Raw genomic sequence first — 18,767 nt, 5'->3', positions numbered from 1 at the left:
ACAACACCATCTCACTGCGTATTGCTTCGAATAAACGCTTCGAATAAACGCTGCGAAAGTCATTGCGTAATAAAAGTGTCGTTATTAATCTGGTACACTAACCGAGTAGATAGATAGATCGTTCTTAGAAAACGATTAAAAATAACCTGTTGGCGAATAAGACCAACGCATTCAATAAAAGTTCATAACAAAGAACATTTAGGGATTAGACAATGTTTAAAAAAACAAAACTCAATCGCATTGCGATTGCAGTAGCGATGTCAATTAGCTTGACTGGAATCGCGCAAGCCCAATCAACATCATCAGATATTCGCGGCATGATTACAACACCGACAGGCTCACCCGCAGCGAATACGAAAATAATAATCAAACACATACCATCCGGCACCGTTAAAGAAATGGAAACCAATGCCCAGGGTGCATTTATTGCGAAAGGTCTTCGAGTAGGCGGTCCATACGAAGTGGTAATTGACTCCGACGTACATAAAGACACTACTGTGACGAATGTATTTTTAAATCTTGGTGAAACTTACCGCTTAGTGCAGAGACTTGAATCAGATAATGTTGAACGCATCCAAGTAACCGGCACTGCTACTGTTTTTGATGCAACGGGTGCTCGTTCATCCTATGGCCAAGAAGAAATCGCGAGAATGCCTTCGTTCAATCGAGATCTGAAAGATATTGTTCGTAATAACCCATTGGCAGTTGTAGACGCTAGCGGTGACCTGAGCGTTGGTGGCCAAAACTCTAAGTTTAACAGTATCACTGTAGATGGGATTGGCCAAAACGATGATTTCGGCTTGAACTCGGGAGGGTATCCTGCACAGCGTTCACCTATTTCATTAGACGCCGTTGAGCAAATTTCGATCGACACTACTCCGTTTAATACCAGGCAAGGTGGTTTCTCTGGTGGTATCATAAATGTGGTTACAAAATCAGGAACCAATACGTTTAAAGGTTCTACATTTTACGAATTTAAGAATGATAATTTCTCAGGTGATCCTGAAAACAAAAGAACCGACGAAGATCCTCAATTTAACTCGGATGCACCGGTGGAAAACTTTGCTACGGGCAAAGAAAGTACATATGGTATAAGCTATAGCGGTCCAATACTTGAAGATAAACTATTTTTCTTCGTCAACTACGAAAACTTCCAAAAAGAGACTCCAGTTCTTTATGGCATCGGCAGTGGTGCAAATCAGAGTCAAATTACACAAGCAGAAATTGATAGCTTCTTTCAAATTTTAGGCGACGTATACGGCCTGACGGATCAAGTATCTGGTGATCCGGAAGAAACAGATGAAAAGTTCCTACTGAAACTTGACTGGAATATAAACGACCAGCACAGAGCGGACTTTACTTTTCAATATCAAGACAATTCTGAAGATAGAAATAACACCGACGCTGATGATGAAATCATCATGAACTCCAATGTTTATGAGTTAAATACAGAGTCGACCAATTTTGCTGCTCGTGTGTTTTCAGATTGGAATGACGGCTTTTCAACTGAAATTTCGATGAGCTATAAAAATACAGAAGCAAATTCATTAACTAATTCAAGTCTTGGTGAAGTTAATATTGCATCAGATAATGGTGATATAGTTTTCGGTACTGATGCGTTTAGACACGCAAACAAAGCAGAAACGGAAACTTTACGGCTTAATTTTGATGCTAACTATTTGACCGGTGACCATAGTATTAACTTTGGCTATCATTACGAAAACTTAAACTTGTTTAACTTATTCGCAGAAAGCTCTTTAGGAGTATGGTCATTTGATGATGACCGTTTTGACAGTACAACCGGTTTAGAAGATTTCGCTAACCGTGCGCCTGATGACTTTAGAGGCCAAGGCTTTGCATATAAGAACGCGTTTACAAATGACGCAAACGATACTGCGTATGACGCAACGCGCGAAACTCATGTGTTTTATGTAGAAGATAATTGGGTTGTTTCAGATGAACTAGACGTATCGTTTGGTGTTCGTTACGAATATTTAGCATCAAGTGATAAGCCGAACCTAAACCCGAACTTTGTAGATACTTATGGCTTTGACAATACCGAAAATCTTGATGGTTTAGATATTATCTTACCTCGCGCAAGCTTTAAATATTACCTAAATGACGATATGACAATTCGTGGTGGCGTTGGTAAATATAGTGGTGGTAAGCCAAATGTTTGGGTGGTCAACTCATTTACGAATGACGGTATTACCTTTGTTGAATTGCCAGCAAGTGTATCAACCGAAATAGCACGCGATCCAGCTAACGTTGACTTTACGCGTATACCTCAAGCGGCCTTAGATGCTCTTCAATCAGGCACAGGCAGCACCAACTATGTGTCAAAAGATTATGAAATGCCATCCGATTGGCGCTATCAGTTAGGTTTCGATTGGAATTTTGATCTTCCTTATTTAGGAGACGGTTTTGATTGGAGCACCGAAGTTAATTATGTGAAGCAATCAGACGCTTCTTTTTGGATTGATAGTTCTCGTGTAGATAGTGGTGAACGCACTTTTGATGGCAAACGTATTATTTACGAGAGCCGTTACGAGGGCGACTTAGCAGATAACTTCGATATAGCGCTTACTAATGCGGATGACAATGGCCGCAGCATTATCTGGACAACTAGCTTGAAGAAGAGCTGGGACAACGGCGTTAGTATGAATATGTCTTATACTAATCAAGATATTACAAATGCAAACCCTGGTTCGAGCTCACGTTCTATTTCTAATTACCAATTTAACGTCAACTTGAACCGAAATCAGCCGCTAATTGGTACTACCGATTTTGAAACTGAGCATAGATTTGTCCTTAATCTCGGTTACAAAACTCAGTTCCTTGATGGATATGACACAACGTTTGATTTGTTCTTCTCACGTCGTTCAGGCCGTCCTTTGACATATACGCTTGGCTTATTTAGAGATGATGATTTCGGTGACCAACCATCACTGTACTCAAATTCAGTTTATCAAGTGTATTTGCCAAGTGGCCCAGATGATCCGAACATGGACTTTGACGGTGGTCGTCTAACGTATGAAGAAATGAAAGTGATTATTGATGAAGCAGGACTTGCTGCTTATCAAGGTGGCTATGCTCCTAAGAACGCAACAACTCAACCGTGGATAACTACGATGGACTTGAATATTACTCAAGAACTTCCCGGTTTCACCGATAGTCATAAGAGCATGGTGTATCTTACTGTTGATAATTTAGCGAACTTACTAAACGATGATTGGGGGCAGATATATGAGATGCGTTTCCCTCAACAGTCTTTGTTTGACCTAAGAGGTCTTTCAGACGACGGTCGCTACCAATATGAAGAACGCTTCAGAGGTTCAGACCTTCGTAATTGGAATGAGTTTAGACCGGAAGAATCTACTTGGCGTATCAAAGTGGGTGTTCGTTACACCTTCTAAGAATAAGTCAAATCGTTATATTGTAGTTAATGCCAGTCAGATACCCTGACTGGCATTTTTTATATCTGGTATGTTAAGCACGGCTGACTGATATATTACCAAATTGACTATTTTTCTCATTATTCATGAGTCCAGCACGATGCATTTAGTTTTCGCTGCACCTCAACGACTACATTGCGATGCTCAAGTATTAATAATACAAAAACTCTTACATTACAGAAAATCGTGATTCAACTCACGCCTCTCCAATACGATATATTTTAATGGCCTTGGAATGCAATAAATCCGAAAGAGGCGCTGAGGACTGTTTGTCAAATTTATACAATTGCGCAAAACTGAGAGAAAGAGTCGCAAGTGCATCATCCAATGCATTGTGATTTGGTGCTTCGGGTAAACCATATCGATGACGGCAATTTTCTAGTGTGACTGCACCTTGCTTTACCATATCTTGGGTTTTATTAAGAAAATAAAGCTCTAGCATCATGGTGTCAATGGTCGTAATTTCAATATTAGAGATGCCGAGATTATGTGCAACTCTGTCCAATACCTGCATATCTAGACTGGCATTATGTAAAACCCAAATATGCGAACTGGCAAATACTTGCAATTGCCCAATCACCGTTTTAACATGCTCACCCTTTAGCAAATCTCTTGCAGTTAAGCCATGTATAACAGGGCTTTGCTGCAAATCTCCCGACGCACGAACAACAGTGTAAAATGCCGAACTTAAATCGATACTCTGGTGTTCTCCCTTAACCCAGCCGATAGACGTTATTTTGGCGATTTTTGTATCCAAGCTCGTAAGCTCTAGATCGATGGACAAAAGAGGGGTGTCTTTTATACGCATCGATTTCCATTTATCAGGCAGGGTTAGCTGGCGTTTGAATAGTTTGGAAAATAGTGAAATCACTAGCCTATGCCTCCAGAATATTTAAGCACTGCGGTTTGTTGTGCTCTGTGTATCGCCTGAAACGAAGCTTTCAATTGATGCTTTTCGATGGACGATAAATCACTCACACGAATAAAGTTATCTTGTACTTTATTGTGGAGTTGATGACGCCACCTTAGTCGGTTTAAAAATAACCAAATATCTCTTAAGTTCTTAATATCTTCTGAGGAAACACCGCTATTGTCCGGTAAAGCATTTAACCTTCCCACAGTCGACGGTATTGTAATTCCATTCGCCAGTGCATGGATCCGCACTAAATTATTGATAATGGCAATGGCTGTGTGCTTCAAATCAATACTGTCTTTGACTTTCTTATCTTTTACGTACACAAACTTTTGAAACATAGACAGCGGCACTGAACCTTCATTTGCTTGACGCGCTAAAGCAGCCAAAAACATAGATTGTTGGAACCCTGTTTTTCGTTCTTCTTGCAAACGTGAAAACAAGCTTGGGTCGCCCGCAGCAGAACGAACATCTAAGAAAATATTAAACGACAGCATAGCGGCAGGAGTGGGTTGGCGAACCCATCCTTTAGATTGTTCAATAGCCGCTTGCAAAGACATGCGAAGCTTGGGGTTTGATGCCATAATATTGCCATCACATAGTTTTATGCCACATTTCCCCAATCCTAAACAAACGTATTTCGCCATTTTTTCAAAATACGCTGCCTGCTCTTCATTTGGTTCATCGGCCAACAGTAACGCATTGTCTTGATCAGACCCCATTGTTTGGTCTTCACGGGCTTGTGATCCATAAACTAACCAAGAATAAGGCATAGGTGCCTCACCATTTTGTTGCTGGAAAAAGGTAATTAATTTACGCGTCATTACGTCAGTAGCTTGCGAGAGCACTGTACCCACAATATCAAAATCGCCGGGACGCTTAGCACTAGAAGCAAAATAATGCGGTAATTGCCAAGAACAACGAGTTAGTTCGTATAGATTATTGGCTTTTGAAATATCACTAATAACAAACAATACATTATTGCGTTGTTGTTTAAAAATATCTGTTGCCGTGATCATACCAACCGGTATTTTGGTCATTTCATCAAGCACGGGCAAGTGGTTAATGGATTTCTCATTCATCAAACAAACCGCATCAAACAAGGTTTTATTCTTCGTTAAATAAGCTGGATTTTCAGTCATTATTTGTTTTACCGTTAGCTGCATATTGAGGCCGACTGCAACCACTCTGTTACGCAAATCACGGTCGGTTACAATACCCAGCAATTGATCGTGTTCAATGATCAAAACGGATGAGATACGCTTCTGACGCATCAACGCTGCGGCACTTTGTATAGAGCCAGTTTGTGAAATAGTTATAGGGGGTGTTTGTATAATTTCAAATAGAGGCTTATGCAGCCACATCGAATTTGAGTCAGTTACCGCATCATGCTGCAAAACATCATCTTTGGCCGCATTAAAAAACTGATTAATTCTAGGATGCGACGTGGCTTTATCAAACCACTCTTTTGGGATACAAAGGACAAGTCCAGGGCTGTCAATAGTGACATCAAGTTTATAGCTAACATTATCCAATAAAGCAGCGTAGCCAAAGTAGTCACCATCACTTAAATGTTTAAGTGCACCGTCACAATCCTTAACAGAAAACTGGCCGCTTTGAATCAAGTAAAGTGAGTTTTTATGCCTTGTAAGCATCTCTTCTTGGTTCTCAGCCGCTAAATAAATAATATGAGAATGTCGAGCAATAGCATGAAGCTGTTCGCTATCTAGCATATCAAAAGGTCCTGATTGTTTTAGAAAATCAGTCACCTGCGGTGGTACAACATGCATAAATAACTCCTTATTGGGATAACAAGTATAGGCACATTAGTTGTAGTTTACAGTGATAAAAAAGCCCAGCATAGCTGGGCTTTTGCATGTTACATTTTACATTTTACTAGTGAGCTTGGGCTTCACCAGCCCCTTTAGGGAAACGAATGCTTTCAACCAGATCTTGGATTTCTTGAGGTGCGTCATCCGTAAACTTGAATACGACAAACGCAACAACAAAGTTAATTATCATACCGATAGTACCAATACCTTCTGGAGAAATTCCAAATAACCAGTTGTCAGGTTGATTCATTTCAGGGCTAACAAACTTAAAGTAAATTATATAAGCAGCCGTGAATACAATACCTGTAATCATGCCAGAGATAGCGCCTTTGTCGTTCATACGCTTGCTGAATATACCCATAATGATTACTGGGAAGAAACTTGAAGCAGCAAGACCAAAGGCAAAGGCGACAATGGCGGCCACAAAGTCTGGCGGATTTATGCCAAAGTAACCCGCTATTAGAATAGCTACCCCCGCAGCGATACGCGCTGATAGCAGCTCTTTCTTATCCGAAATATTTGGCATCAAGTTTCGTTTGAGTAAATCATGCGAGACCGATGTTGATATCACCAATAGCAAACCTGCAGACGTTGACAGCGCAGCGGCAACCCCACCAGCAGCGACTAATGCGATTACCCAAGCTGGTAAATTCGCGATTTCTGGGTTAGCCAAAACCATAATGTCACGGTCAATTGTCATCTCGTTACGCTCATCGCCTGAGTAGAACATTTTACCGTCACCATTTTTATCGTCATGCGAGATGAGATTGGTTTTTTCCCAATTCTTAATCCAGCTTGGCGCTTCAGCATAAGACATACCCGTAGCGTCAGGCCCATTAATAGTTTCAATCATGTTCACACGAGCAAAAGAAGCAAGTGCAGGTGCGGTCGTATAAAGGATAGCAATAAATGCTAAAGCCCAACCGGCACTCTTTCGTGCATCACTTACTCTAGGTACAGTGAAGAAACGAACAATTACATGAGGTAAACCGGCGGTACCGACCATAAGAGCAAAAGTAATACAGAATATATCTAAATATGATTTAGTATTTGAAGTGTATTCATTAAAACCTAAGTCGGTTGACAACATATCCAGCTTTTCGAGTAAAAACATACCCGAACCATCAGATAACGTGGCACCAAAGCCAGTTTGCGGCAGTACGTGGCCTGTCAACATGATTGAGATAAAGACTGCTGGAACTATATAGGCAAAGATCATGACGCAGAATTGAGCAACTTGAGTGTAAGTGATACCTTTCATGCCGCCAAGTACGGTGTAGAAAAAAACCACACCCATACCGATAACAACACCGAGCCATAACTCAATTTCTAAGAAGCGACTAAAGACAACACCGACACCACGCATTTGACCAATTACGTAGGTAAAGCACACGAAAATGGCACAAATCACAGCAACCGTTCTGGCTGTTTGCGAATAGTAGCGATCACCGATGAAATCTGGCACCGTAAATTTGCCAAATTTACGCAAATAAGGAGCTAACAAAAGTGCGAGAAGCACGTAACCGCCAGTCCATCCCATCAAATAAACTGCACCGTCATATCCCATGAATGAAACTAAACCTGCCATAGAAATGAAAGAAGCAGCAGACATCCAATCAGCAGCCGTTGCCATGCCGTTCAATATTGGATGAACGCCACCACCAGCAATATAGAAGTCATTAGTTGTTCCAGCACGCGCCCAAACAGCAATGCCCATATAGAGCAAAAATGATGCCCCAACAATTATAAATGTTAATATTTGTACGCTCATCAGTTATTCCTCTTCCACGCCGTATTTTTTGTCTATGGCATTCATTTTCTTCATGTAGATGAAGATAAGTGCGACAAACACGTATATTGAGCCCTGTTGTGCAAACCAAAAACCAAGTTTAAACCCGAAAAACTGGATTTGATTCAGTACCTCAACGAAAATAATACCGGCGCCAAACGAGACGACGAACCATACAATTAGAAGTTTAAACAGGAGAGATAAATTCTCGTTCCAGTAAGCCTTCTGATCCCCTTCATTTTTAAAAGCCATCTTTACGTTCCTCACCAAGTTAATAAGATGTATTTGTTTAACATTTTGCTAACGTAAGCCTTTGCTGTCAGTGATGTTGAATTGCATTTTTTCCGCTAATTTAAGCTAAACCACTGCAAAACCTGACATTAACATTGTTAGGGGTACTGTATCTCTTAGCTAAAAAAGGTAAAATGAGACGATGGTCTTAGTGGTCGTAGGCCACTGATAGAATATGATACAGTTTGAATTGTTAATCGTTTGTTGGGAAAATACATGTCGTTTGGATGGCTTGCACTCGCACTAATTTATCTTTGTTTGTTATTCTGGATCGCAAAATGGGGTGATCGAAATACACCGACATCCCGATGGCTCACGTCAAATCCCTTGGTCTATTCGCTTGCATTAGGCATTTATTGCACAGCATGGACATTTTTTGGTGCGGTGGGTCAAGCGAGTCGAGACAATTGGTTATATTTACCCATATTATTAGGCCCTATTATTGTTTATTTGGTGTTTTATCGGTTTATTCGTAAATTGATATTGGTTAGCAAAAAACAGCACATTAGTACCATTGCAGACTTTATTAGTGCTCGATATGGAAAACGCCAAATTGTAGCTTTGCTGGTTACAATCATCGCTCTGCTGGCAACTATTCCTTATATCGCCTTGCAATTAAAGGCAATTGGTTCCTTATTCACTTCTATCTCTGAACAGCAACACTCAAGTCTGGTAGTGTTTATCGCAACGGTCTTTATCGCTATTTTTGCCATGTACTTTGGTACTAAAAATACGGATGTAACGGAGTATAGACGGGGCTTAATGCTCGCCATTTCTTTTGAGTCCTGTATCAAATTACTTGCCCTCGTGTTGGTTGCGATTGTCGCATACCAATACTACGAATCGAATCCAAGCAACGATATCTTCGTTGACTTCAAAACCGATGCCGCAATCGACACATTTTATTCATTCACATTTTGGGCACAAACACTGATGGCAGCTGCTGCCGTCATTTGTTTACCAAGACAATTTCACGTTGCCGTTGTTGATAACTTAAACCTAGACCATCTTAAACAAGCACGCTGGGTATTTCCGTTGTATTTGTTCATTATTGCTTGCACTATTCCGGTTATCGCTGCCGCGGGTGATGCCATTTTTAGCCAGTCGAACATGAATGCTGACAACTACGTTTTAGGCCTTGCGGTATTGTCTGATTCTCTCTTATTGGAAATGATTGTCTTCATCGGTGGTTTGTCCGCCGCAACCGCAATGATCATCGTTGCCACGCTTACTCTGAGCACCATGATTACCAATGATGTTGTTTTACCTAAAGTACTTAAACGCATATCAAATGTAAAAACCAATAAGATTAAACGCATAAAGCTGCTGCGCCGAATCATTATTTTTCTTATTTTGACCCTCGCTTTTTTATATCAACAACAAATGACCAGTGACGCGAGCTTAGCTTCCATTGGTCTATTAGCCTTCTCCCTAGTGATCCATTTATTACCCCCCATAGTGGGTGGCCTTTATTGGAAGCGAGGCCACGCACATGGTGTCTACGCCGGATTAATATCGGGAATTGTAGTTTTTTCATTGTGGTTAATATTACCCGCACTCAATGGTTTGGCGCACGGAATTGATCAATCAGAATGGTTAAGCAAAGGTGCTATGATCAGCTTATTAGTCAATATCCTTGCCTACATTTCTGTCTCCATGATTACGAATTCTCGCTTAATTGACCGCATACAAGCCGAAGCTTTTGTGTCACCAGCAGATGTTCAATCGTCCTTAGTTACTGCTCCTCCCTTAAGAGTAACGGTTGAAGATTTACACACATTAATTGCCAAATTCAGCGGCGTTGAACGCTGTGAACAGTTATTTGATGACTATTCACGACGCAGCAATATCGACGTAAAAATGCACGATGCCGCCAACGATGATTTCCTCTCATTTTGTGAACGCGCGCTTGGCGGTGTCGTTGGTTCTTCAAGCTCAAAGGCCTTAATTGACGGCTTGGTAAGAGGCAAAAAGCTGGATATTTCAGAGGTTGTTAACTTCGTTGAAGAAAATGCACAAGCCGTTGAATTTAATATCAGTGCGTTAATGACCTCGCTTGAAAACCTTGAGCAAGGTATCAGTGTGATCGACAAAAATCTCAATTTAGTCGCTTGGAACAAACGGTATAGCGATCTGTTTCATTTTCCGCTGGGCATGTTAACAATTGGTATGCCAATAGAGGAATTGATCCGCTATGACGTGGCGCATAGAGATGGCCCTTTGAATATGATTGAAAACCGAGTTCAAAAACGAATTAATCATCTTAAATCAGGCCAATCGCATAAATTCACGCGTAAACGTGATGATGGTAGAGTCGTTGAAATGATTGGTAACCCACTGCCAGGTGGCGGTTTTGTGACCAGCTTTCACGACATTACCGATCACGTTGAGTTACAACAAGCCTTAAAAGAAACAAATATTTCACTTGAGCAACGGATACGTAAAAGGACTGAAGAAGTACATTCAATTAATGCCGAACTGCGGCTAGAGATAGAACGCCGTAATGGGGCTGAAAAAGAGCTGATCAGAGCGCGTAAAGAAGCTGAAGATGCCAACGCGAGCAAGTCTAGGTTTCTTGCCTTAGCAAGCCATGACGTGCTCCAGCCCTTAAATGCGGCTAAGCTTTATTTGTCAGCATTGCAAGAAACTACACTAGACGATGACACCACTAATATCATTAATAAACTGAATGACTCAGTAGTGTCAAGCGAAGCCTTGATTAGCACTATTCTGGATATTTCACGACTTGATCAAGGTGAGTTAAAACCCTTTATTGAAACGCTAAATGTGACCGAAATCCTGACGCCGATTATCAATGAGATGAGCATGAGGGCAGAAGATAAATGTCTGATATTCAAACATAATATACAAGAAGTGTGGATAAGCGCCGACAGAACTTATGTTTATCGCATTGTACAAAATTTGGTTTCCAACGCCGTGAAATATACCCAAACAGGTACCGTTTTATTAACGGTTAGAAAGCAAAAAAACAAAGTCGTTATCGAAGTTAGAGACACCGGTATTGGTATACCTAGGATTCAGCAAGCTGCTATCTTTAGCGATTTTTATCGTGTGGGAAATAGCAATGAACAAGGCATAGGACTCGGTTTAGGTGTAGTGAAACGGCTATCACAACAGCTGCAATGCACCGTTAAAGTGATGTCTGAGGAAAACAAAGGAAGCTGTTTTTCAATTATGTTTAATTTGGTCGATGCACCAAAGTTTGTAGATATCGTTGTGTCCAGAGCCACGTCAGTATTTAGTGGTTTACGAATTTTGTGCGTTGATGATCAGCAAGAAAACTTAGATGCCATGCAAACGTTATTGACTAAATGGGGCATAGAAATTGAAACCGCACAAAGTTATGAACAAGCGGTAATAGTTGCTCAACACTTTTCGCCACAAATTGTACTTGCCGATTATCATCTTGGCAACGGTCCAGACGGTTTAGCCATTATTGAGGCCATTCGAACTGAGCTAAACATGATCATTCCTGCATGTTTAGTGACTGCAAAGCGCGGTAATGATTTAATTAAATTATGTAAAGAGCAAGGTGTCAATTATCTAAGTAAACCATTAAAACCAGCGAAGCTAAGAACATTGGTACAGAGTATGACTAAGTTTATTAGAGCAGCCAAGGTGAAAACCGATTAAGTAACTTTTGCAAGTTATTGAGGGCTTTTGCATTGGTTGCCAGACCAGCCGCATGCCAGGCGTCTGCTAGTTCAGTTGTTGTCGCAAATTCCCTGTCGCTTATATTGTCCGCACGCCAGTGTAAGCTGGCCCATTTCGTTCATTCATACCACCCCCCTATTCAATTCTCTAATACTTGATAATTCATAATTGTGCTTGGTATTGCTCACCATTATTGTTTTTAATGGAAAAACAACATTAATCCATACTGCGGAGCAATCATGCAAACTACTTTTATAGACGTGCCTATTCCTGAGCCAGGCACAATGCAAAAAGTGGCTCCTGACATATTTTGGTTGCGCATGCCGTTGCCGTTCGACTTAGACCACATAAATTTATATCTGTTAGAAGATGGTAGCGACGGATATGCCTTAATTGATACTGGTATTGGCACTAGTCATGTTGAAGAATTATGGGATGCCCTGCTGGCTCAATTAAAAAAGCCCATTAGCAAAGTCATTGTGACCCATATGCATCCTGATCATATAGGAATGGCTGGGTACTTAGTTGAAAAATTCAGAGTGCGATTGTATATGAGTCATTCCGAGTATTTTGTTGCTAGAGCTATATCCGCGGGCAGCAGAGGCGCGTCACACTGGCAGGATGATGAGTACTTAGTGCGCTGCGGGATGTCTGCAGAATACGTAGAAAAAGCCAAACAAAATCGCAATAAAAACAAAGGCATTGGTCAAGTTATTCGCCCTATCCCACTGCAGTATGAGTGTTTACAAGAAGGCGATTCAATTAGTATTGGCAATGATCAGTGGCGAGTTATGATTGGACGCGGACATTCACCGGAACATGTGTGTTTGTATAGCGAAAAAAGAGCAGTGCTTATTTCTGGCGATCATGTATTGCCCGGTATTTCCCCTAATATAGGAGTTTACAGTACCGAGCCCAACGCAAATTCGTTAGATCTTTATTTAACGACATTGCCGCAATTTTTAACATTACCACTAAATACCCTAGTGTTACCCTCGCATAAACAACCTTTTCATGGGTTGCACACGCGCGTGAATGAACTCATTGAGCATCACCATGCTCATTTGAGTAGTTTGCGTGAGTTTTGTCAGCAGGATAAAACCATTAAAGATTGTTTGCCTGTATTATTTAAACGCAAACTCAATCCGCATAATATGTTTTTTGCGGTTGCCGAAGCTTTTGCACATCTTAATTATTTATATTTTGCAGGAGAGGTTAGTCGAGAAATTAACGCACAAGGGCAGTTTGTGTTTAAGGTAGTGGCCAAGCTGTGAGAAAGGCCCTTAATGATATGTATGTAAAGTGGCTACTTTGTTGGCGGCTCAAGTTGCAGCTTACTTGCTATTAGTACGGCTTGTGTACGATTGTTAATACTGAGTTTTCTAAATATTGCGGTGACATGAGCTTTCACCGTAGCCTCTGCAATTTCTAAATTATAACCAATTTGTTTATTAAGTAAACCGTCCCGCATGTAACACAACACGTTGTATTGGGCTGGTGTCAAACTAGCAACATTTTCAGCTAATTCAGAGAAGTGTTCGTCCACTTGCTCAATTTGCTGCCTCACGCTCTCTGGAACCCAAATGTCACCGCCTAACATTGCGTTAACCGCATCACTGATATTTTGTGCACTGGCGGTTTTGGGGATGAAACCCATAGCACCAACACCGACCACTTTAGAGATTAACGACACATCCTCGGTTCCAGACACAACCGCAATAGGAAGGTCAGGGAATGTTTTTTGGATATGTAAAAGTCCAAATAAATCACTACTCCCTGGCATATGTAAATCAAGTAATAATAAATCAATTTCGTGCTCATGCAGCACGCTGACCGTTTCATTTAAACTGCCAGACTCAAGTATTTCCATATCACTAAACCCCATACATAGTGCCCCTTTCAGGGCATCACGGTATAGAGGATGGTCGTCTGCAATAAGCAAGGTTACCATACCAATTCCTTTATTTATTCAATCGCTCGAGTACGATTGTATCAACAACTGAGGGATCTGCCAATGTTGATGTATCACCTAGGTTTTCATGCTCATTCGCTGCGATCTTACGCAGGATCCGACGCATGATTTTACCTGAGCGCGTTTTCGGTAATCCTTTAGTCCACTGAACTATGTCTGGCGTAGCAATTGGGCTTAGCTCGGTGCGAACCCATTTACGTATTTCAGCGGTGAGTTCGTCATTCACCTCAATGCCTTCGTTTGGCGTTATATACACATAAATGCCTTGGCCTTTTATATTATGTGGGTAACCCACAACGGCAGCTTCCGCAACATCTGGATGCGCTACTAATGCACTTTCGATTTCGGCTGTACCCAGTCTATGGCCCGATACGTTAAGCACATCATCGACTCGTCCTGTAATCCAAAAGTAATCATCTTCATCAAGACGACAGCCGTCACCGGTGAAATACACATTTGGGTAGGTGCTAAAATAGGTTTCAATAAAGCGCTTATGATCTCCATATACGGTTCTAGCTTGACTAGGCCAGCTTTCTTTGATCACGAGGTTACCCTCAGCAACACCCTCTAACTCATTCCCCTCAGCATCAAATAATGCAGGCACAATGCCAAACATCGGACGCGTTGCTGAACCCGGTTTTAAGGCATGTACTGTTGGCATTGGCATAATCATAATACCGCCGGTTTCGGTTTGCCACCAAGTATCAATAATCGGACATCTACTTTGCCCAATAGTGCGGTAATACCATTCCCACGCTTCAGGATTAATAGGTTCACCTACTGACCCAAGAATACGTAATGACGATAAGTCACAACCTTCAACAGGCTTGTCACCGTGCGCCATTAATGCACGTATTGCTGTTGGCGCTGTATAGAGCGTGGTTGCTTTATATTTTTCAACGATTTGCGCAATACGACGTACATCAGGATAGGTGGGTACGCCTTCAAAGAATATTTGTGACGCACCATTCGATAATGGCCCGTAAACAATATAACTATGCCCTGTGATCCAGCCCACATCAGCTGAGCACCAAAAGACATCGTCTTCACGGTAATCAAACGCATATTTGAATGTCATGGTTGTATATAACAAATAACCGCCAGTTGTGTGAACCACTCCTTTTGGTTGCCCAGTAGAACCCGATGTATACAGAATAAAAAGGGGATCTTCTGCGTTCATTACTTCCGGCTCGCATTGAGCAGAACAATCTTCAACAAGATCATGCCACCAAACGTCGACATCGTTTGTTTTTACCTCACCACCAGTTAACTTATGCACAACGACAGCGCTAATTGACGGACAAGCGCCATTAGCTAAGGCTTGGTCAACATTCGCTTTTAACGGCACTGAACGACCCGCTCTGCGACCTTCATCACAAGTAATAACCACTTTAGCTTGGCTGTCATTGATACGATCCGCAATCGCATTGGGTGAAAAGCCGCCAAAAATAACAGAGTGGATTGCGCCAATACGGGCGCAAGCCAACATTGCATAAGCAGCGTGAGGGACCATCGGCATATATAGCGCGACGCGGTCGCCTTTCTCAACGCCTAGTTTTTTCAATCCATTCGCAAGTTTACACACTTCATAGTGAAGCTCTTGATAAGATACTTTTTGGCTGTCATTGGGAGAATCACCTTCCCAAAATAAAGCGGTCTTTTTAGCACGCGTCGCTAAATGGCGATCGATACAGTTATAACTTACATTCAATTCGCCATCTTCAAACCATTTGATCGAAAGCGTTGAAGCGTCAAACGTTGTGTTTTTAATAATAGTAGGTTTTTTATACCACTCAATCTGAGTCATCTGCTCAGCCCAAAACGCATCAGGATCATTCACCGACTGCTGGTACATCGTTTCGTATTGCTCTGGCGTAAGCAGCGTATTTTCTTTATATGACTCTGGCACTGGATAAAGTTTCTTAGCCGACATTATATCGTCTCCGTATTTGAGGTTCTAAAAAAGTATTCTAACTAATACCATCACAATAAACTTATATGGGCAAAGCAAAATGAGACTTTGGTATAACCCGACAAGAACATGTTGTTAATTACCTTCGACCTTAGTCTGATAGACCATGCGCTAATTTGCAATTCAATTGATTTACGTAAAATTACATCCAGTTAACTACAACTTTACACACAATTAACGTTTTGGAAGATGGATACGAATATGAAAAATTCAATAGTAAACTCTGCATTAGCGGTTTCTTTTGCTCTTGCCGTATCAGCTGTATCGATGAACGCGCAAGCCGACATGCTAGCAGGCACTGATGTAAAATTTAGCGGTTATATAAAAGTAGATGCGATGTTTAGCTCTTACTCCGATGGTTCATTAGGAACCCAGAGTATCGGTAGAGACTTTTATCTTCCTGGCCTGACGCCTGTTGGTGGCGCTAAAGAAAGTACGCAGTTCGATGCACACATTAAACAGAGTCGCTTTCGTTTCACCACAAACACAAAAACAGAAGAGGGTGACAGCATAACAGGCGTATTAGAATTAGATTTCTTAGTCACTCCAGGTGGCAATGAGCGCGTGAGTAATTCTTATGTACCACGAGTTCGTCACGCTTTTATTAGCTATAGTGGCTGGACGGTTGGTCAAACATGGACAACCTTCCAAGACGTAAAAACCTTACCTGAATCACTCGATTTTGTTGGTACAACTGATGGTGTCTCGTTTGCCCGTCAAGCCTTAGTAAAATATAAAACAGGGGCTTGGGAATTTTCGTTAGAGAACTCAGAAACGACTATTACACCTTTTGGTGGCGGTGGACGAATTGTGTCTGATGACGATTCAGTTCCCGACGCGGTTGTTCGCTACACGCACACAGCCGATTGGGGCCATGTATCAATAGCGGGTATTATCCGTCAATTGAAATATGACGACACAGTTGCAATTGACGATTCAACGTCATCAACGGGTGTTAGCATTAACTCAAAAATCAACGTCGGTGGGCGAGATGATATCCGCTTGTCACTGACAACCGGTTCAGGTTTGGGTCGCTATGTAGCATTAAATACGGTCAATGGCGCTACACTAGATGCCAATGGCAACTTAGAAACGATTGATTCAACAGCCTATTCAGTTGCCTATCGTCATGTATGGAACGCTAAAATGCGTTCAAACTTTAGCTATTCATCATTGTCAGTTGATAACGACGTTGCCTTAACCGGAACATCGGCAACGGCTAGCACCAGTAGCATAAGCGCTAACTTGTTATATTCACCCACCAAGAAAATTACCGTGGGTGGCGAGGTTAAGCAAGCGACCAGAGAAATTGAATCTGGTGCTGATGGCGATATGACAAGAGTTCAATTCTCAATGAAGTACGCATTCTAAAGTTTGATTGCAAGTGCAGAATTCACTCTTTAAGCTAATTAAGCTCAAGACTAATATAAACACGCTAAAAGTCTATGCTTCAAATGTATAGGCTTTTTATTCTTACGCCAAGTTATATCGTTTATAAGCAGTCGTTTATAAGCAGTCATTAAGAAACTATAAAAACCGCACTTAAAGGCAATAAAAAGAATAAACCAATAACGTATGCAAGCCCATATATTTTGCGGTCAGCCACCTTCAATGATAATTGATAAGACAAGTTGGGTGGCCACTCGCGCAATAAAGCAATACCGTAAATAACCACTACCGACAACACATTGTAGGCCAAATGCACGAAAGCTATTTGTAACGCAAGTTCAGCATTGGGTCCGACGATAGCAAGCGCCGCTATTAATGCGGTAATACAAGTGCCAATATTTGCCCCCAAAGTAAATGGGTAGATTGATCTAGCAGTAACAATACCATTACCCACAAGGGGGACCAAAAGTGACGTTGTTGTGGATGAAGATTGCACTAAGATGGTCATGATGGCACCCGACGAAATGCCAGTAACAGAGCCTTTCCCAAGTGCACTTTTTAGAATGTCTTGTACCCGACCTATCATTAACGATTTCATTATCTTTCCCATCCAAGTGATAGAAATAATAATCAAAGCAAGACCTAATACAATTTTTATGGAACCGCTATAAATCTCATTAGTATTAACTAACAGCCCTTTGACAAATTCAATTACAGGTGCAGTGCTCGCTTTGATAGGGTTGAAACCACCCATCTCTGCAGTCGCCCCTGACGCAACTAGACTTACCATTGCGGCGCTGATGTGTTCAAAAATGCCAAACATTATTTCTAGCGGGAGAAAAATAAGTACCGCAAAAATATTGAAAAAATCATGAATAGTCGCCGCATTGAAGGCGCGCTGAAACTCTGCTTTATTACCGATATGACCGAGGCTAACAATCGTGTTGGTAATGCTAGTGCCAATATTTGCTCCCATCATCATAGGAATAGCTATGCTGATGGGTAAGCCACCTGCAACCATCGCAACGATGATAGATGACACCGTACTTGAAGATTGAATCAGCGCAGTGCACACCATACCGATAATAAGTCCCATGACTGGGTTAGCCGCTAATTCAAATAGCCCTTTAGCTTGCTCCTGCGTTGCTTCTTTGAAACCATAACCAATAAGCCCTACAGCCAACAGCATCAGATATACTAAGAACACTAATACACACCAACGTAACGCTGTAGTCAAGCTTGTTACGCTTTTAATGGTGTTGGCGGGTGCAATAATTTCTTTCTGCATAGTATGTGCTTTCACTCATCAAAATGGCGCTTATGAAGCCAACAGCTTTGAAATGAGTATAACCTTGTAAAGTGACACTTGTATTACAAATAAGTCGTTTTTTATTGTGCTATATGAAAGTTTATTCGTGCGTAAATTCAAGCCCATATTTGCTAGCTTGCCAACGCAAATGTCTTAATTGGCGCGATAAA

Annotated in this window: 11 protein-coding genes; 4 read left to right on the top strand and 7 right to left on the bottom strand. The window is 41.4% G+C overall.

Annotation, left to right across the window (positions count from 1 at the left end; genetic code table 11):
* Positions 1-212: 212 nt before the first annotated feature.
* A complete protein-coding gene (locus tag CXF81_RS13655) occupies positions 213-3,416 on the top strand; it encodes a TonB-dependent receptor (protein ID WP_101181895.1) in 3,204 nt (1,067 codons plus the stop codon).
* 235 nt (positions 3,417-3,651) lie between these two features.
* On the opposite strand, the gene CXF81_RS13650 is transcribed toward CXF81_RS13655, so the two are convergent.
* The 4 genes from CXF81_RS13650 to CXF81_RS13635 form a co-directional block, all read right to left on the bottom strand.
* Positions 3,652-4,326, bottom strand: a complete 675-nt coding sequence (locus CXF81_RS13650) for a 3'-5' exonuclease (RefSeq protein WP_232771931.1) — start codon at positions 4,324-4,326, stop codon at positions 3,652-3,654.
* Positions 4,326-6,158 carry a DUF294 nucleotidyltransferase-like domain-containing protein gene (locus tag CXF81_RS13645; RefSeq protein ID WP_101181893.1) on the bottom strand — a complete coding sequence of 611 codons (1,833 nt, stop codon included), beginning with the start codon at positions 6,156-6,158 and terminating at the stop codon, positions 4,326-4,328. Before CXF81_RS13645 ends, CXF81_RS13650 begins: the two co-directional genes overlap by 1 nt.
* Before the next feature lie 106 nt (positions 6,159-6,264).
* Positions 6,265-7,971: a sodium:solute symporter family protein gene (locus CXF81_RS13640; RefSeq protein WP_101181892.1), complete on the bottom strand. Its 1,707-nt coding sequence runs from the start codon at positions 7,969-7,971 to the stop codon at positions 6,265-6,267.
* A gap of 3 nt (positions 7,972-7,974) precedes the next feature.
* Positions 7,975-8,241 carry a DUF4212 domain-containing protein gene (locus CXF81_RS13635; RefSeq protein ID WP_006013837.1) on the bottom strand — a complete coding sequence of 89 codons (267 nt, stop codon included), beginning with the start codon at positions 8,239-8,241 and terminating at the stop codon, positions 7,975-7,977.
* Between the two features lie 255 nt (positions 8,242-8,496).
* On the opposite strand from CXF81_RS13635, the gene CXF81_RS13630 reads away from it, so the two are divergent.
* Together CXF81_RS13630 and CXF81_RS13625 are read left to right on the top strand one after the other, a co-directional pair.
* A complete protein-coding gene (locus tag CXF81_RS13630; RefSeq protein ID WP_101181891.1) occupies positions 8,497-11,934 on the top strand; it encodes a PAS-domain containing protein in 3,438 nt (1,145 codons plus the stop codon).
* A gap of 260 nt (positions 11,935-12,194) precedes the next feature.
* Entirely contained in the window at positions 12,195-13,229 is a 1,035-nt protein-coding gene (locus tag CXF81_RS13625; RefSeq protein WP_101181890.1) for an MBL fold metallo-hydrolase, read from the top strand.
* Between the two features lie 32 nt (positions 13,230-13,261).
* On the opposite strand, the gene CXF81_RS13620 is transcribed toward CXF81_RS13625, so the two are convergent.
* Entirely contained in the window at positions 13,262-13,906 is a 645-nt protein-coding gene (locus CXF81_RS13620; RefSeq protein WP_101181889.1) for a response regulator transcription factor, read from the bottom strand.
* A 10-nt stretch (positions 13,907-13,916) separates the two neighbouring features.
* Positions 13,917-15,860, bottom strand: coding sequence for an acetate--CoA ligase (acs, locus tag CXF81_RS13615; protein ID WP_101181888.1), 1,944 nt, complete (start codon positions 15,858-15,860; stop codon positions 13,917-13,919).
* 240 nt (positions 15,861-16,100) lie between these two features.
* Here acs and CXF81_RS13610 point away from each other — a divergent pair, with 240 nt between their 5' ends.
* Entirely contained in the window at positions 16,101-17,270 is a 1,170-nt protein-coding gene (locus tag CXF81_RS13610) for a DcaP family trimeric outer membrane transporter (protein ID WP_101181887.1), read from the top strand.
* A gap of 148 nt (positions 17,271-17,418) precedes the next feature.
* Here CXF81_RS13610 and CXF81_RS13605 read toward each other — a convergent pair whose 3' ends face one another.
* Positions 17,419-18,576: a Na/Pi symporter gene (locus tag CXF81_RS13605; protein ID WP_232771930.1), complete on the bottom strand. Its 1,158-nt coding sequence runs from the start codon at positions 18,574-18,576 to the stop codon at positions 17,419-17,421.
* Positions 18,577-18,767: the final 191 nt, after the last annotated feature.

It is taken from the genome of Glaciecola sp. 33A (assembly GCF_002836745.1).
Classification (GTDB): domain Bacteria; phylum Pseudomonadota; class Gammaproteobacteria; order Enterobacterales; family Alteromonadaceae; genus Glaciecola.
This window is presented reverse-complemented; position numbering and strand designations above follow the sequence as displayed.

What these genes read in the sequence shown, in the direction of transcription:
- CXF81_RS13655 (WP_101181895.1), top strand. Translation starts at nt 213, where the DNA reads ATGTTTAAAAAAACAAAACTCAATCGCATTGCGATTGCAGTAGCGATG.
- CXF81_RS13645 (WP_101181893.1), bottom strand. Translation starts at nt 6,158, where the DNA reads ATGCATGTTGTACCACCGCAGGTGACTGATTTTCTAAAACAATCAGGA.
- CXF81_RS13640 (WP_101181892.1), bottom strand. Translation starts at nt 7,971, where the DNA reads ATGAGCGTACAAATATTAACATTTATAATTGTTGGGGCATCATTTTTG.
- CXF81_RS13635 (WP_006013837.1), bottom strand. Translation starts at nt 8,241, where the DNA reads ATGGCTTTTAAAAATGAAGGGGATCAGAAGGCTTACTGGAACGAGAAT.
- CXF81_RS13630 (WP_101181891.1), top strand. Translation starts at nt 8,497, where the DNA reads ATGTCGTTTGGATGGCTTGCACTCGCACTAATTTATCTTTGTTTGTTA.
- CXF81_RS13625 (WP_101181890.1), top strand. Translation starts at nt 12,195, where the DNA reads ATGCAAACTACTTTTATAGACGTGCCTATTCCTGAGCCAGGCACAATG.
- CXF81_RS13620 (WP_101181889.1), bottom strand. Translation starts at nt 13,906, where the DNA reads ATGGTAACCTTGCTTATTGCAGACGACCATCCTCTATACCGTGATGCC.
- acs (WP_101181888.1), bottom strand. Translation starts at nt 15,860, where the DNA reads ATGTCGGCTAAGAAACTTTATCCAGTGCCAGAGTCATATAAAGAAAAT.
- CXF81_RS13610 (WP_101181887.1), top strand. Translation starts at nt 16,101, where the DNA reads ATGAAAAATTCAATAGTAAACTCTGCATTAGCGGTTTCTTTTGCTCTT.
- CXF81_RS13605 (WP_232771930.1), bottom strand. Translation starts at nt 18,576, where the DNA reads ATGCAGAAAGAAATTATTGCACCCGCCAACACCATTAAAAGCGTAACA.